Raw genomic sequence first — 13,626 nt, 5'->3', positions numbered from 1 at the left:
GTCGGATCTCCTCAAGCGTCTCGATGATCGCGTTCTTCAGGCGGTGAGGGGGAAAAACCCGCCTGGTTGGTGACCTGGCGGCGCACAGCGTTGAGACTTCGGACGAAGGACAACCCGTCGACGTCGGGCCCGTCGTCCGGACCGAGGCCCTCGGCGGCCTCCAACATCAACGCCCGCACCGCGTAGTGGGTCAGCAGCAACGCCCAGATCTCCTGCCGGACCAACTCCGGGGACTTCGACCGCAGCACCCTGCCATGCGGCATCTGATGGGTCTCGATCTCGTCCAGGGTCAGCTCGAACTCCCACCGCTGCCGATACAGCACCGCCAACTCCACCGCCGGCGCCACCTCGCGATCCATGATCGACACCACCAGGCGGATCATCTCGGGCTGCCCGCCGCGGTCGGTCACCGAGTACTCCACCACCCGCACCGGCAACCGCGACCCCTCCGGCGCCCGCGACCGCTTGCCCCGCTTCAGGTCCGCCTTGACCTTCGAGGGCAGCAGCTCACTGCGGTAGGACCCGTCGGGAAGCCACCCCAACACCGGCAGGTCCACATCGTCACGGACCCGCCACACCAATTGCGCCCCGCTCCGGCGCGCCCGCTGCCACAAGTCGTAGGAGAACACACCGCGATCGGCCAGCACCAGCATGTCCGGCTCGAACGCCGCCACCAACCGCTCGCACAAGCCGCGTTCCTGCACCCGCCAGGAATCCAACTCCGCCGCCACGATCGCATGCGTGCCGCACTCGCCCAGCCCCATGATCCGCACCTGCGGAAACGGGCTCTGCCCGCCCTTGTGCGGCTTCTTGCCGAACTCGGCCACGTTGGCCGCCGTGTCGGGCAAGTCCAGCACGACACCGTCGACCGCCATCACCCGCCACCCGTGAAACCACGCCCCCCGCGTTCCGGCATGGGCCATCGGCACCGCCACCCGGTCGAACAGCACCCGCAGCGGCGCCTCGCCCAACCGCCCCCGCGCCTGGGAGATCGCCCCCGTCGTGGGCACCGTCCACCCCTGCCGCCACGTGCCCAGAAACCGCAGACCGTCGACCAGCTTGCGCATCACCTCTTCGTAACCGTCATCGAAGAACAGGCACAGCGCCAGCACGTAGTAGACGACCACCCGCGCGGGCAGCAGACGCGACCGCCTCTCCCGACGCCCCGTTTCCGCGAGCACCTCGTCCACCAGATCCCGGTCGAACACACGGGCCAGCACACCGATGCTGATCCCATCGGTGAAACGGCGAGCAGACGGCACTGATCAACAGTACTGCCAACCAATCCACTCGCCTCAACCCGCACACCAAGGCCACTAACTAAGCGGCATTGGGGTCGAGGTAGCGCGGCGGGATGAACGCCGGCACCCCACCGGCCATCGTGATCATCCACCGCGAGTGGTGCACCAGGCTGTGGTGCCTGCGGCACAGCAGCACCAGGTTTCCGAGGTCGGTGTCACCGCCTTCGGACCAGTGCCGCACATGGTGCGCGTCGCACCACTTCGGCGGCCGGTGACACCCCGGGAAGGCGCAGCCCCGATCGCGGGCGTGCAACGCCTTGCGCTGCGCCACGCTCACCGTCCGCTTCGTCCGCCCCAGGTCCATGACCTCGGAGTCGGCGCCCATCACCGCCGGGATCACCTTCGCGTCACACGCGATGCGGCGGGCTTGAGCCGCGCTCAGATACCGCCCGCCGTCCAACACCGCGTGCCCCACACCCCGCCGCAACGTCTCGAAGTCCAGCGTCACGCTGATGTGCGGCCGTTCCCCGGCCTCCGACGGCAGATCGCCGGACCGTGAGGCCAACGCGACCAGATCCCCGAACGCCTCGCCCAGCCGGTGCGCCAGATCCCGCGGACCGTCCGGACGCGGCGCGGACAGCGGCTCCAGCATCGCGGTGAACCGGGCGCCGGCCTCGGCCGACAACTCGCCCCAGAACTCCAGCCGCCCACCCGGCAAGTCCCGGGTGTGCAACACATCGGCGGGTTCGGCGGCGGCCTCGTCCAACTCGTCGAGCGCGTCCTGCTCGGCCCGGTCCCGGATCCGGTCGGTGAGCTGCCGGATGGCCTTCGGCTCCACCGACCGGGCGGCCTCGACCAGGATCTCCTCCGAGCCCTCCGGCAGCCGCAGCGAGATCGCGCGCGTCAGCTCCCGGAGATGCCCCTCGGACAGCTCGTGCTCCGCCAACGCCGCGCCCGTCACCGGGTGGACCGGCTCCACCGGCTGCCCGGTCAACCCGGTCGACGGCAGGAACAACGCCACTTGCGCCATCCACCGCTTCAGCTCAGCCGGATCCACGCGCAGCAACCGCCGGTACGAGTCCAGGTCGTACCCGCACCGCAGCACCTCGGCCAACAACTCCAACCGCTGCCGGTGCAACGCCCGCGCCGACGCCTCAACCGCCGCCGCGGCGGCGAAGACGCCATCCTCGGTCAGCGGCTGGGGCGAAGGTTCCATGACTTAATGATATTAGGACTCTTGTTCGGACGTCATCCCTCGCAAGAGCGACATCGTCGGGCAATCGTCAGAGCAGAGCGATCCGACCGTGCGCCACGGAACGGCCGTGTGTGAGGTCGCCCGCGTAGCTCGCCGTGTAGCCCTGCAAGAGCGTTGCGAGGCCCACCAACAGCGGGACGTTCGCGTCGCACTGCGCCTTGCCCACGGAGTTCGTGGTCGCGGTGCAGAGCGGATGCCCCTTGACGGTGCGGAACGCGATCAGCTTGCCCGTCACCGGACGTCCGGTGTGCGACTCGGTCAAGGTGGCGTCCAGGCTCCGCACGGTGAAGCCCAGCAGGCGCAACTGGAGCTGCGCGTGACCGGCGGCCAGCTTGGTGGGCGCGGGCGGGACGCTGTGGATCGCGATGCCCACCGGGTTCACACCCACCGGCGCCGAGCCGACCACGGCCAGCGTCGCAGTGTCTACAATAGACAGTGTGCCGCTGTTGAAGTTCGTCACGTACGCCGTCGAGCCGTCCGGGGTGAGCGCCACGCTGATCGGCCTGCTGCCCACCGGAATCTGCGCCACCGTCGTCAACGCGGCGATGTCCACCACGGACAGGCTGTGGCCCTCGCTGTTGGTGACGTAGGCACGCGCGCCATCCGGTGAAATCGCCACACCGTGCGGGATGAAGCTCACCGCGACCTTGCCGATCACGGCGTTGGACGCGGTGTCGACCACGGCCACGTCGTTGGAGAACTTGTTCACCACCACGAGCTTCGCGCCGTCCGGCGTCACCGCCACGGCGGTCGGCGTGTTGCCGGTGGGGATGTCGGCGATCTCGGTGTTCGTCGCCGTGTCGACCACGGACACCGTGCCCGCGCCCACCACGTCGTGCGCCACGTACAGGCGCTTGCCGTTCGGGGTGATCGCGATGCCGTCCGCGTTCGCACCTACCGGGATCGTCTCGGTCGTGGTCAACGTCGCAGCGTCCACCACGGACACCGTGCCCGCCAGGTAGTTCGACACGTACACGTGCCCACCGGACGGCGAGACGACGACTCCGGCCGGCCCGTCACCGACCGGCACCGCCGCGTCGATGGTGTTGGTCGGCGTGTCGATGACCGTCAGCGTGTCGTCACGGACGTTCGTGACGTAGCCCCGCGCGCCGTCGAACGCGACACCGACGCCGTACGGCGAGTCGCCGTTCGAGTCCACGAGTGTGCTCGTCACCGTGTTCGTGGCGGTGTCGAGCACCGACACACCACCACCGTTGTTCGCGATGTAGCCGAGCACCCGAACCGGGCCCTGGGCGATCGCCGTTCCGGACGGCACGAGCAACAGCGCCGCCCCCACCACTGCCGCGCCGCACACCGCGGTCACCTTGCGGATCTGTCTGAGCACTGTCGGCCTCCGTCACTGGATGGTCCCGCACTGCGCCAATCGCAGTACAGGGCAAAGGCGTTAGCCGTTCAGAAGCGGTACACGTGGACCTGGTACGGCCCGAAGTCGTCGACGATCTTCCCGTCCACGATCGGCACGGTCCGGTTCTCGTCCACCACGGTCGCCGTGCCCGAGGACACCGGCACGTCCACCGTCACCCGGGCCGCGAGGCTGAGCCGGTGCTCCTTGGTGCCGTCGGTCTGCGCCAACACCCACCTCGCGTCACCGACCTGCTTGTGCAACACCGACACCGGGATCCCGTTGTCGCTCTTCGCCGTCATGCCGAGCACGTTGGGCGCGTTGAGCACGGGCGCGAGCGACTTCAACCGCGCGTTGACCGCGGTGACTCGGGCGGTGATCTCAGGACGCGTCAGCACGCTGGAGTACTCGCCCGTGCCGTCGGTGTAGAAGCTGTGCGCGAAGTAGTTGATGCCGGTGGCGCCGTGCAGGATCGTGTTCCACACCGCCGATTCGAGCTGGTCGGGGTCGATGATCTCGCCGCGGTCGTGCGGGTGACCGGTCTCCACGAACCCGTACAACGGCTTGTCCGGCCCGCACCACTTGCGCATGGTGTCGATGACCTGTCCGTAGCTGTACGCGCCGACCGTGTGGTTGCGGTCGGGGTGGGTCCAGCCGTAGTAGTCGGCCGACGCGATGTCCGCCGCCGAGCAGTACGTCCGCATGTCCTCTTCGTAGGACTTCTCGATGTAGCCGTACCCGATCTCGCCGGTCGGCGTGCCCATCCACGGGCTGAAGTTGATGTACGTCGGCCGGGACGGGTCCTTGGCGCGCACCGCGTCGGACGCCTTCAGGATCGCCGACGGCTGCATGTCGGGGTTGAACACGTCGCCGTAGACCTTGTTCATGTCCGGCTCGTCGGCGATCAGGTAGCCCACGTAGTTGCGGGCGTGCGCGGTGTCCGCGAGGACCGTGTCGACGCGCGTCCCGTCCACGTACACGTGCCAGTCGGTCTCGTAGAGGCCTTCCTGGCGGAGGTACCACCACTCGTCCTCCCACAGCCCGATGCCGGTGTCGATGCCGATCTTCGGGTAGGCCTTGCCGAGCTTCTCGCCGTTCTCGATCCCGGACGGGTCCTGCATCCAGACGGTGATCGGGAACACGTTCGGGTCGCCGGTGGGGTTGGGGCCGTTGACCCACTTCTTGTAGTAGTCGACGGACGGCCCGACGGCCACCTCCCGCGGCTTCGGTTCCGGCTGCACCGCCTCGGCCGTGCACGCGGTCGCGGCGACGAGCCCCAGTACTGCGAGGACCACGCGTGCACGGGCCATGGTCTTGCTCCTGTTCACCTCGGCGACCGGTCGCGCCCACGCGCGGCCAGCACCTGTTTCGCCTTTTCGAAGCCGCTCGGGCCGAGCAGCCGCTGCGCCGTCGTCTTGGCCAGGAACCTGGCGCCGTCCCTCGCCACCCGCAGCGGGTGGCCGACGAACCGGTCCCGGGCGAGCACGCCGCCGGCGGGCCGCGGCACGTCGTCCAGCGCGGCGCCGAACAGCGGCCGGTACGGCGCGGGGGCGACCAAACGACCGCGCGTGCGGTTGCTCACGTTCCCGCCGTGCACGACCTGGAGCCAGCCGGGCGAGCCGCCGAGCGACACCACCTCGGCGTGCCGGTGCAGCCGGTTGTGCCAGTCCGCCCAGCACGTCACCGGCGCGTCCCAACTCTCCCGCATCGACGCGAACGCGTTGTCCCGGTCGTGGTGGGCGAACAGCCCTTCCGGGCTCTTGACCAGCCCGTTCGCCAGGTAGAGGGCAGTCCGCCTGCCGGTGGGGCGCTCCGACTGGAGCCGGGCGATGAAGTCCGCCGCCAGGCCGTCGTCGTTGTCGAGGTTGGTGGTGACCAGCTCGTCGCCCTTGGTCGGGAACAGCTTCGAGATGTCCTCGACCAGCTCCTCACGGCTGACCTGCGTGCGGAACACCGGGGTGTACGCGTCGCCGTGCGCCTCGATGCGGTCCTTGAGCCACTGCGGGCTCTCGGGGTCGAAGTAGATGAGCCACCGGAAGTTCGAGGTGGTCTGCGCCCCCACCGAGGGCAGGCAGTACCGCTCGAACAGCCCGACGCGCTCGGTCAGCCAGCCGTCACGCGCCCGCACGACGCTTTCCGCGCCAACGGACGGCAGGTTGAAGCGCGTCAGCACGACGTGGTCCATGTAGCCCCTTCCGGTATGTCCCGTACATCGGGATCGGGGGCTCGCCGTTAACGATCCGCGGTCCTGCACGATGTGTAGGGCGTGACTGATCCTGCGGCACGACCGACGGTCGACGTCGTCATCCCCTGCTACAACTACGCACGGTTCCTCCGCGCGTGCGTCCGGAGCGTGCTCGACCAGCCCGGCGTCGACGTGCGAGTGCTGATCATCGACGACACGTCGAGCGACGAGACGCCCGAGGTGATGGCCGAGCTGGTGCAGGACCCGCGGGTCGAGGGCCGCCGGCACGAGGTCAACCAAGGCCACATCGCCACGTACAACGAGGGCCTGCTGGAGTGGGCCAAGGCCGACTACACGGTGCTGCTGTCCGCTGACGACCTGTTGGCGCCGGGTTCGCTGGCCCGTGCCGCCGAGGTGTTCGAGGCTCACCCGAACGTCGGCATGGTGTACGGACGTGTCGTTTATTACTCCGACCACGACGACCTGCCGTCCGTGATGACGCCGCCTTCGGGCCGCACGGTGTGGTCCGGTGTGGACTGGATCGAGGCGCGCTGCCGCACCGGGCAGAACGTGCTGTCGTCGCCGGAAGCTGTGGTGCGCACGTCCGTGCAGCAGAAGGTCGGCGGCTACCGGCCGGACCTGCCGCACGCGGGCGACCTGGAGATGTGGATGCGCATCGCCGCGGTGTCCGACATCGGGTACGTGCGCGGCAAGCCCGCCGCGTACTACCGCGTGCACCAGCAGAGCATGATGCGCACGCAGTTCTCGTCGCTGTTCGCCGATCTGGACCAGCGGCAGGCCGTGTTCGAACGGTTCTTCGCCGAACACCCGGACCTTCCCGCACGGCTGCGGGCGCTCGCCAACCGGTCGATCGCCAAGGACGCGTTGTGGCGGGCGGTGCGCGCCTACGACCGGGACAAGCTGGACGAGATCCCGGTGGACGACCTGGTGGCGTTCGCGCGGCGGGTGTGCTCCGACACGGAGCGACTGGCCGAGTACCGGGCGTTGCGGCGGCGGCGCGCGTTGGGGCCGCGGTGGTGCAGCCGGACGCAGGTGTTCGTCGGCAGCCACCTGGCCAAACGCGGGGCCGGCCTGGTGTCCAAGCAGGTCTGGAAGTGGCGCGGCCAGTGACCGCACCCGCGGGTCTGGAGCGCAGGGTCACCTCGGCCATCCGGTGGAGCGCCGTCAACAGCCTGGTGCAGCGGCTGAGCCAGGTGGGTGTGGGCATCCTGCTCGCCCGGCTCATCGCGCCCGAGCAGTTCGGCGTGTTCGCGGTCGCGCTGGTGGTGCTCAACATCGTGATGAGCGTCAGCGAGATGGGCGTCAGCGTCGCGTTGGTGCGCACGGAGAAGCCCGTTTCGGAGCTCGCGCCGACCGTGACGACGCTGTCGATCGCGTCCGGGTGTGTGCTGGCGGCGTTGTGCATCCTTGGTGCGCCGTGGTTCGCGTCGGCGATGGACACGCCGCAGGCGACGGGCGTGATCCAGCTGATGTCGCTGTCGCTCGTGATCGCTGGGGCGTCGGCGGTGCCGGGCGCGTTGTTGCAGCGCGAGTTCCGGCAGGACCACAAGTTCGTCGCGGACACGTCGGCGTTCGTTGTCGGCACGGCGATCGTCGTGGTGTTGGCGCTGATGGGGTTCGGCGCGTGGAGCCTGGCGTGGTCGCGGATCGCCACCAACCTGGTGGCCGCCGTGGTGATGTTCGCCTACACGCCTAAGCGTTACCGGCCTGGGTTCGATGTGGTCCAGGCGCGGGGGTTGCTCTCGTTCGGGCTGCCGTTGGCGGGTTCGAGCCTGCTGGTGTTCGGCGTGATGAACGTCGACTACATCATTGTCGGCAGCGTGCTGGGCACCGTGCCGCTGGGCTTCTACCTGCTGGCGTTCAACCTGGCGAACTGGCCGGTGGGTGCTTTCTCGCAGCCGGTGCGCAGTGTGTCACTGGCGGCGTTTTCGCAGGTCAGGGATGATCCGGAGCTGTTCGCGCGGACGTTCGCCCGCGCGTTGCGGCTGCTGGCGCTGGTGACGGTGCCGGCTTGCGTGCTGCTGGCGGCGTTGGCGGATCCGCTGGTGCGGACGGTCTACGGCGAGCGGTGGGCTCCGGCGGCGCAGGCGTTGGCGTTGCTGGTGCTGCTCGGCGCGCTGCGGGTGGCGTTGGAGCTGGGGTACGACTACCTGGCCAGCGCGGGGCGGTCGGGGGCGATCCTGGTGATCCACCTGGTGTGGCTGGGTGTTCTCGTGCCGCTGTTGGCCGTCGGGGCGCACTTCGGCGGGATCCAAGGCGTGGCGGCGGCGCAGAGCGTCGTGGTGCTCCTGGTCGTCGTGCCCGCCTATCTGGTGACTTTCCGTCCTTATGGGCTGCGGGCGCGCGTGTTGGGCGCTGCCGTCGCGCGGCCCGTGCTGGGTGGCGTCGTGATGGTCGCGGTGGCGTTGGGCGTGCAGTGGGTCATCCAGGACGCCTTGTGGCGGCTGTTGGTGGGTGGCGCGTTGGCGTCACTGGCTTATGCGGCCGTCGTGTTCCCCTTGCGCCACGAGGTGCTGGGTCTGTTGCGTCGGCAGTCGGCGAAGCCGATTAATCAAACAGAGGGCAGCGCGTGAAGGTCGTCCGGCAGTTGCAGCGACGCGCGCACCAGGTTTCCCGCATCGTGCGGTCGGGCGGTGTGCGGCAGCTCGGGGCACGTGCGCTCGGCCGTGCGGCGCGGCGGTTCGGGGCGGACGCCGAGGTGTTCCCGGTGCGGCTGGAGGACGTGCGCGCGGCCGACATCGGCGTTCAGCGGCCCGTTGTCGTGCCCGAGCTTCCCGCCGACGGGCGGATGACGGTGAACTGGGTGAGCACGCCGCCGTCGCCCGGGTCCGGCGGGCACACCACGATGTTCCGGCTGATCGAGCACCTGGAGTCGTTGGGGCACAAGTGCCGGCTGTACCTGTACGACGTGTACGGGAGCCGTGCGGCGGACCACGAGCCGGTGATCCGGTCGGCGTTCCCCGGATTCCGCGGGCCGGTGCACGACGTGCTGGACGGCATGGCCGACGCGCACGCGGTGTTCGCCACCGCTTGGATGACGGCGTACCCGGCGTTCAACGACCCGTGCGCGGGCAAGCGGTTCTACCTGGTGCAGGACTACGAGCCGTGGTTCTTCCCGGTGGGCGGGCTGTCCGCGTTGGCCGAGAACACGTACCGGATGGGGTTCCACGGCTTCACCGCGGGCCGTTTCCTGGCGGAGAAGGTGCGGGCCGAGGCTGGGATGGCGGCCGACTTCTTCGACTTCGGCTGCGACGCCGACCGGTACCACCTGCAACCCGGCGTCGCCCGGGACGGCGTGGTGTTCTACGCGCGACGGCTGGCGCCGCGGCGGGCGATCGAGATCGGGCTGCTGGCGTTGGAGATCTTCGCCGAGCGGCACCCGGACATCGCGATCCACACGTACGGCGAGAAGATCGGCAAGCTGGGGCCGCGGCACGTCGACCACGGGCTGGTCTCCCCCGACCGGTTGAACGACATCTACAACCGGTGCTACGCCGGGCTCACGCTGTCGATGACGAACGTGTCCCTGGTGCCGCACGAGATGCTGGCCGCCGGGTGCCTTCCGGTGGTGAACGACGCCGTGCACAACCGGGTCGTGCTGGACAACGAGCACGTCCGGTACGCACCGGCGACGCCGCACGACCTTGCCCGAGCGCTGTCCGATGTGGTCACTTCGGCGAACTTCGGCACGATCGCCGCGGCGGCGGCTGCCAGCGTGTCCAGCCGGTCTTGGGACGCGGCGGGGCACGAGCTGGAGAAGGTGCTCCGGCGGGAGCTGCGAGCCTGACTTGATCTGGACGGGGTTCTAGACCGGGGACGGCGAGGCGGCGTCGGGGATCAGGACCACGGCGGCGGCCGAGCCGTCCGCCGGCACCACGTGGATCGAGGCGAGCTTGGCGTCCCTGGGCACGGCGGCGAAGGCCAGCCGGTTGTCGCCCAACCAGGTGGCCTGGTCGTCCACGCCCGCCGTGCCGGGCAGTCGTCGTTCCTCGCCGGTCTTCAGGTCCAGGACGGCCAGCTCCCACGGGCCGAGGCGACCGATGCGCTTCTTGTAGGCGACCTTCGTGCCGTCGGGCGAGAGGGACGGGCACTCGGCGTCACGGCGCAGCGACTCCAGGCGACGCTCCACCAGGTCGCCCTTCACCAGCCACGTGTAGCCGCCCGAGGCGAGGGTCGCGTAGAACGTGCGGTCGTCCTGGGCCACGGTGAGGCCCCAGTAGTTGACGTCCTGCGCGGTGTGGAGTTGGCCGTCGACGAGCGCGGTGAAGCCCTCCAGGGACTCCACGGCCTCACCGGTCCGCAGGTCGAGGAACCCCGTGCGGGTGGAGAAACCGCCGGGCACGGCGTAGGAGTCACCGGTCACGAACGACGTCCACGTGACGACCTGGCCGGAGGCCGACACCTTCGCCCGGCTCGGCACGCCCGGCAGGGGCACGGTCTTGACCACGGCGCCGTCCTTCGACACCTCGGCGGCGTACGTCGGGCCCGGCCCGGCCAGTCGCAGGCACACCGTCGTCCCGCCGGCCCGGTACACGCGCTGGCACGTCATCCCGGTGGCGCCGCGGGCGGCGGGATCGGCCAGCCGCACCTGCTCGACCCGGCTGCGACCGTCCGCCAGGGCAACGAACATGAGATCGCCGTCGGCCGAAGCCACCGGCACGGGTGAGGTCTCGCGCGCGACCGACGCCACATACACCACTCCGGCCGCGACGACCAGTACGATGGCCACGACCGCGAGCACCACGCGCCGGGAGCCCAAGTCCATCACCACCTGTAACGACTAGGCGCGAGTCGACCGATTTCAGAGTAACAAGACCCTGCGCGCACCTACGCAGGGTAAACGTGGATCGGGGAGCGGATGGACTTCTGGGGCGCCGTGCGAACGTTGCGCAGGCGGTGGTACATCGCCCTGCCCGCGGCGGTCACTGCCGTCGCCGTGGCGCTCGGCGTGTTCCTGTCCATCCCCACGCGCTACCAGTCCACGGGCGTCATGCTCCTCACCTCGCCCGCCACCGGCGGCACGTTCTCGGAGAACACGTCGCCGGACGACGTGGTGCGGGTCAACCCGTTGCTGTCGTTCGACGGGAGCCTGATCACGACTTCGCAGATCCTGGCGCAGCTCTTGGCCGACCCCAAGACGCGCAAGGATTCGCTGGGCATCGACGAGGACTCGACCGACACCTTCGTGGCGTCCGCCGGTCCGAACGGCCCGTTCCTGTTCGTGACGGCGGACAGCGGCTCGCCGGAGGGGGCGGAGGCGATGATCACCACGGTGATGGATTTCGCGGCGAAGGAGTTGGACAAGCAGCAGACGGCGTTGAAGGCGCCGGAGTCGACGTTCATCAAGTCGCAGGTGCTCGTGAACGCGACGGCGGCCGAGGCGCAGATCGGTGGGAAGGTCCGCTACGCGGGGGCGGCGTTCGTGTTGCTGATGCTGTTGACGACGGCGGCGACGTTCGGCGGTGACAGCGTGCTGAACCAACTGCGGCGTCGGCGTGAGGGTCGTGAGGGTGCTTCCTCGCCTCCCCCTCCGCCGCCGCCTTCCAATGGCGTGACCCGCCGTCCGCCCGGCCCGCCGACCCGCCGCCCGCAGCCGACGGCCAGCGAGCGGACGGTGAAGATCGCCGCACCCGGTGTGCCCGGCGCGCCCGCGTGGCCGAGCAGCGAAGACAAACCCTGACCGTGTCCGAGCAGTCGTCCGGGCAGTCCTCGGGGCAGTCGTCGGAGCCGTCCGTGCGGGAAGGTCGCCTCGGGCGTCAGGGCGTGGACGGCGCCACCCTGGTGTGCCTGTTCCTGCTGGCGTTGCTGATCATCCCGGCACGGCTGGTGCTGTCGTTCGTGCCCATGACGCTGCCGCCGGCGCTGTTGGTGGCGTTGTTGCTCGGGGTGCTGTGGTTGTCCGGGCAGATGGTGGACACGGTCGGCATGAGCAAGGGGCGCAACGTCGTGCGCACGGCGGTGGCGCTGTACCTGGCGTCGCAGCTGGCGACCTATGGCGTGGCGACGCGGCGGTGGTTGCCGACCGACGAGTTGACGGTGGCGGACAGCAGCATCATCCGGATCATGTCGATGATCGCGGTCGCGGTGTTCGTGTGCGACGCGATCCGCACGAAGGAGCGGCTGGACCGGGTGCTCCGGCTGGTGCTGGGCTGTGCGGCGGTGATCGCGTTCGTCGGTCTGGTGCAGTTCGGGCTCGGCATCGACCTGGCCGGGTACGTGTCGCTGCCGGGGCTCCGCACCCAGGAGAACGGCTACTCGGCGATGGAGTCCCGGTCGATCTTCCGCCGGCCGACCGGGACCACGAACCACCCGATCGAGTACGGCCTGGTGTGCGCGATGGCGGTGCCGCTGGGCGCGCACTACGTGTTCCAGGCCCGGGACGACGGCACACCGCACGTGCGGTGGCTGGTGTGCCTGGCGCTGGTGGGTCTGGGCGCGATGACGTCGCTGTCGCGGACGGCGATCGTCGGCATGGCGGTGGCCGGGGTGATCATGGTCCTGACCCTGCCGAAGCAGCGCAAGATCACCACTCTGGTGGTGGGCGGCGGGTTCCTCCTGGGCGCGAGCCTGGTCGTGCCGGGCCTCTTCGGGACCATTCGGGGGATGTTCGCCAACATCGAGGACGACCCGAGCGTGAAGGCGCGTACGGCGGACTACGAGGCGGCGGGGGAACAGATCAGCGAGAACCCGCTGCTCGGGCGCGGTTTCGGGACTTACCTGCCGACGAAGTACACGATCCTGGACAACCAGTTCCTGCTGACGTTGATCGAGAACGGGTACTTCGGGCTGTTCGCGCTGGTCGGCATGTTCCTGGCGGCGGCGTTCGCGGCGATCCGGGTGCGGATGATCAGCCGGGACGAGCACGTGCGGAGCCTGGCGAGCGCCCTGCTGGCAGGCGTGCTGGCGGGCGGCATCGGCTCGGCCACGTTCGACCTGCTGGGCTTCGGCGTGGCCACCGGCCTCGTGTTCACGTTGATCGGCATGACCGGCGCCCTACTCCGCGTCGCCCGCGCGGAGCGGACAACGCGAGCCGAGCCAGAGGTCCAAGAGCACTGAACGGACGGAAACCCAGCCAGACGGACGATCTTGGCGAACGCGTCACCTCGGAGTCTGACGGTAAACGACATCGCTGTGCCCCTCACACCAAATGCAGCGGGCGTCCGGAGTTGGTCCCGGGTGGACGCAGGCCTGCCGCCTGGGCAGCGCGAACCGCTGTCGTCCGGGCAGTTTCCGCAGCCTCGTCGGCCGCGACCGTCGCCTCCGACGCCGTTTGCACGGCGACCTGGGCACATTCCGCGGCGTCGAACGCGTGCTGCGCGGCGACGTATGCCACCGCAGCCGGGTCGTAGGCTCCGGCCTGTTTCGCCGCGTCGGCGTACTCCCGGGCCAGCGCCGCGGCTGTCCGCGCCTGCGCTGCCGCGTGGTAGGCGTCCTTCAGCACCGTCTCGGCGGCCTCGATCAGCTCCATGTCACCCAGTGCCGCCGTGGCCTGGTCGCGCAGCGTCCGCACGTGGGATTCACGCATGAACCTTACTGCAATATCCGAACAGCAGCAACAACG

12 protein-coding genes are annotated in these 13,626 nt (G+C 69.6%); 5 read left to right on the top strand and 7 right to left on the bottom strand.

Annotated elements, in window-relative coordinates; genetic code table 11:
- Positions 1 to 11: 11 nt before the first annotated feature.
- The 5 genes from F4560_RS01885 to F4560_RS01865 form a co-directional block, all read right to left on the bottom strand.
- Positions 12 to 1,262, bottom strand: coding sequence for an IS4 family transposase (locus F4560_RS01885; protein ID WP_184915337.1), 1,251 nt, complete (start codon positions 1,260 to 1,262; stop codon positions 12 to 14).
- A 58-nt stretch (positions 1,263 to 1,320) separates the two neighbouring features.
- Positions 1,321 to 2,457, bottom strand: a complete 1,137-nt coding sequence (locus F4560_RS01880) for an HNH endonuclease signature motif containing protein (protein ID WP_184915334.1) — start codon at positions 2,455 to 2,457, stop codon at positions 1,321 to 1,323.
- 67 nt (positions 2,458 to 2,524) lie between these two features.
- Complete coding sequence (locus tag F4560_RS01875) at positions 2,525 to 3,841, bottom strand: cytochrome D1 domain-containing protein (RefSeq protein ID WP_184915331.1); 1,317 nt, start codon at positions 3,839 to 3,841, stop codon at positions 2,525 to 2,527.
- A 68-nt stretch (positions 3,842 to 3,909) separates the two neighbouring features.
- Positions 3,910 to 5,169 carry a hypothetical protein gene (locus F4560_RS01870; RefSeq protein WP_184915328.1) on the bottom strand — a complete coding sequence of 420 codons (1,260 nt, stop codon included), beginning with the start codon at positions 5,167 to 5,169 and terminating at the stop codon, positions 3,910 to 3,912.
- Positions 5,170 to 5,183: 14 nt separating this feature from the next.
- Positions 5,184 to 6,044 carry a glycosyltransferase gene (locus F4560_RS01865; RefSeq protein ID WP_184915325.1) on the bottom strand — a complete coding sequence of 287 codons (861 nt, stop codon included), beginning with the start codon at positions 6,042 to 6,044 and terminating at the stop codon, positions 5,184 to 5,186.
- Between the two features lie 81 nt (positions 6,045 to 6,125).
- Here F4560_RS01865 and F4560_RS01860 point away from each other — a divergent pair, with 81 nt between their 5' ends.
- The 3 genes from F4560_RS01860 to F4560_RS01850 are packed head-to-tail and all read left to right on the top strand — an operon-like array spanning position 6,126 to position 9,852.
- A complete protein-coding gene (locus F4560_RS01860) occupies positions 6,126 to 7,175 on the top strand; it encodes a glycosyltransferase (RefSeq protein WP_184915322.1) in 1,050 nt (349 codons plus the stop codon).
- Positions 7,160 to 8,638, top strand: coding sequence for a lipopolysaccharide biosynthesis protein (locus F4560_RS01855; RefSeq protein ID WP_312868122.1), 1,479 nt, complete (start codon positions 7,160 to 7,162; stop codon positions 8,636 to 8,638). Before F4560_RS01860 ends, F4560_RS01855 begins: the two co-directional genes overlap by 16 nt.
- The gene (locus F4560_RS01850) at positions 8,635 to 9,852 is read left to right on the top strand and encodes a rhamnosyltransferase WsaF family glycosyltransferase (RefSeq protein WP_312868120.1); all 1,218 of its coding nucleotides are present in this window, start codon (positions 8,635 to 8,637) and stop codon (positions 9,850 to 9,852) included. The genes F4560_RS01855 and F4560_RS01850 overlap by 4 nt, the downstream gene beginning before the upstream one ends.
- Positions 9,853 to 9,870: 18 nt before the next feature.
- On the opposite strand, the gene F4560_RS01845 is transcribed toward F4560_RS01850, so the two are convergent.
- A complete protein-coding gene (locus F4560_RS01845) occupies positions 9,871 to 10,830 on the bottom strand; it encodes a TolB family protein (protein ID WP_184915320.1) in 960 nt (319 codons plus the stop codon).
- Between the two features lie 93 nt (positions 10,831 to 10,923).
- Here F4560_RS01845 and F4560_RS01840 point away from each other — a divergent pair, with 93 nt between their 5' ends.
- Entirely contained in the window at positions 10,924 to 11,745 is an 822-nt protein-coding gene (locus F4560_RS01840) for a hypothetical protein (protein WP_184915317.1), read from the top strand.
- 2 nt (positions 11,746 to 11,747) lie between these two features.
- On the top strand, positions 11,748 to 13,121 hold the full coding sequence (locus F4560_RS45920; RefSeq protein WP_184915314.1) for an O-antigen ligase family protein: 1,374 nt from the start codon (positions 11,748 to 11,750) through the stop codon (positions 13,119 to 13,121).
- An 82-nt stretch (positions 13,122 to 13,203) separates the two neighbouring features.
- On the opposite strand, the gene F4560_RS01830 is transcribed toward F4560_RS45920, so the two are convergent.
- The gene (locus F4560_RS01830) at positions 13,204 to 13,590 is read right to left on the bottom strand and encodes a hypothetical protein (RefSeq protein WP_184915311.1); all 387 of its coding nucleotides are present in this window, start codon (positions 13,588 to 13,590) and stop codon (positions 13,204 to 13,206) included.
- Between the last annotated feature and the right edge of the window lie 36 nt (positions 13,591 to 13,626).

Origin of the sequence: Saccharothrix ecbatanensis, from assembly GCF_014205015.1 — a bacterium.
GTDB classification, from domain to species: Bacteria; Actinomycetota; Actinomycetes; order Mycobacteriales; family Pseudonocardiaceae; genus Actinosynnema; species Actinosynnema ecbatanense.
Note: the sequence above shows the minus strand (reverse complement) of the source record. Positions and strands in the feature narration are given on the sequence as shown.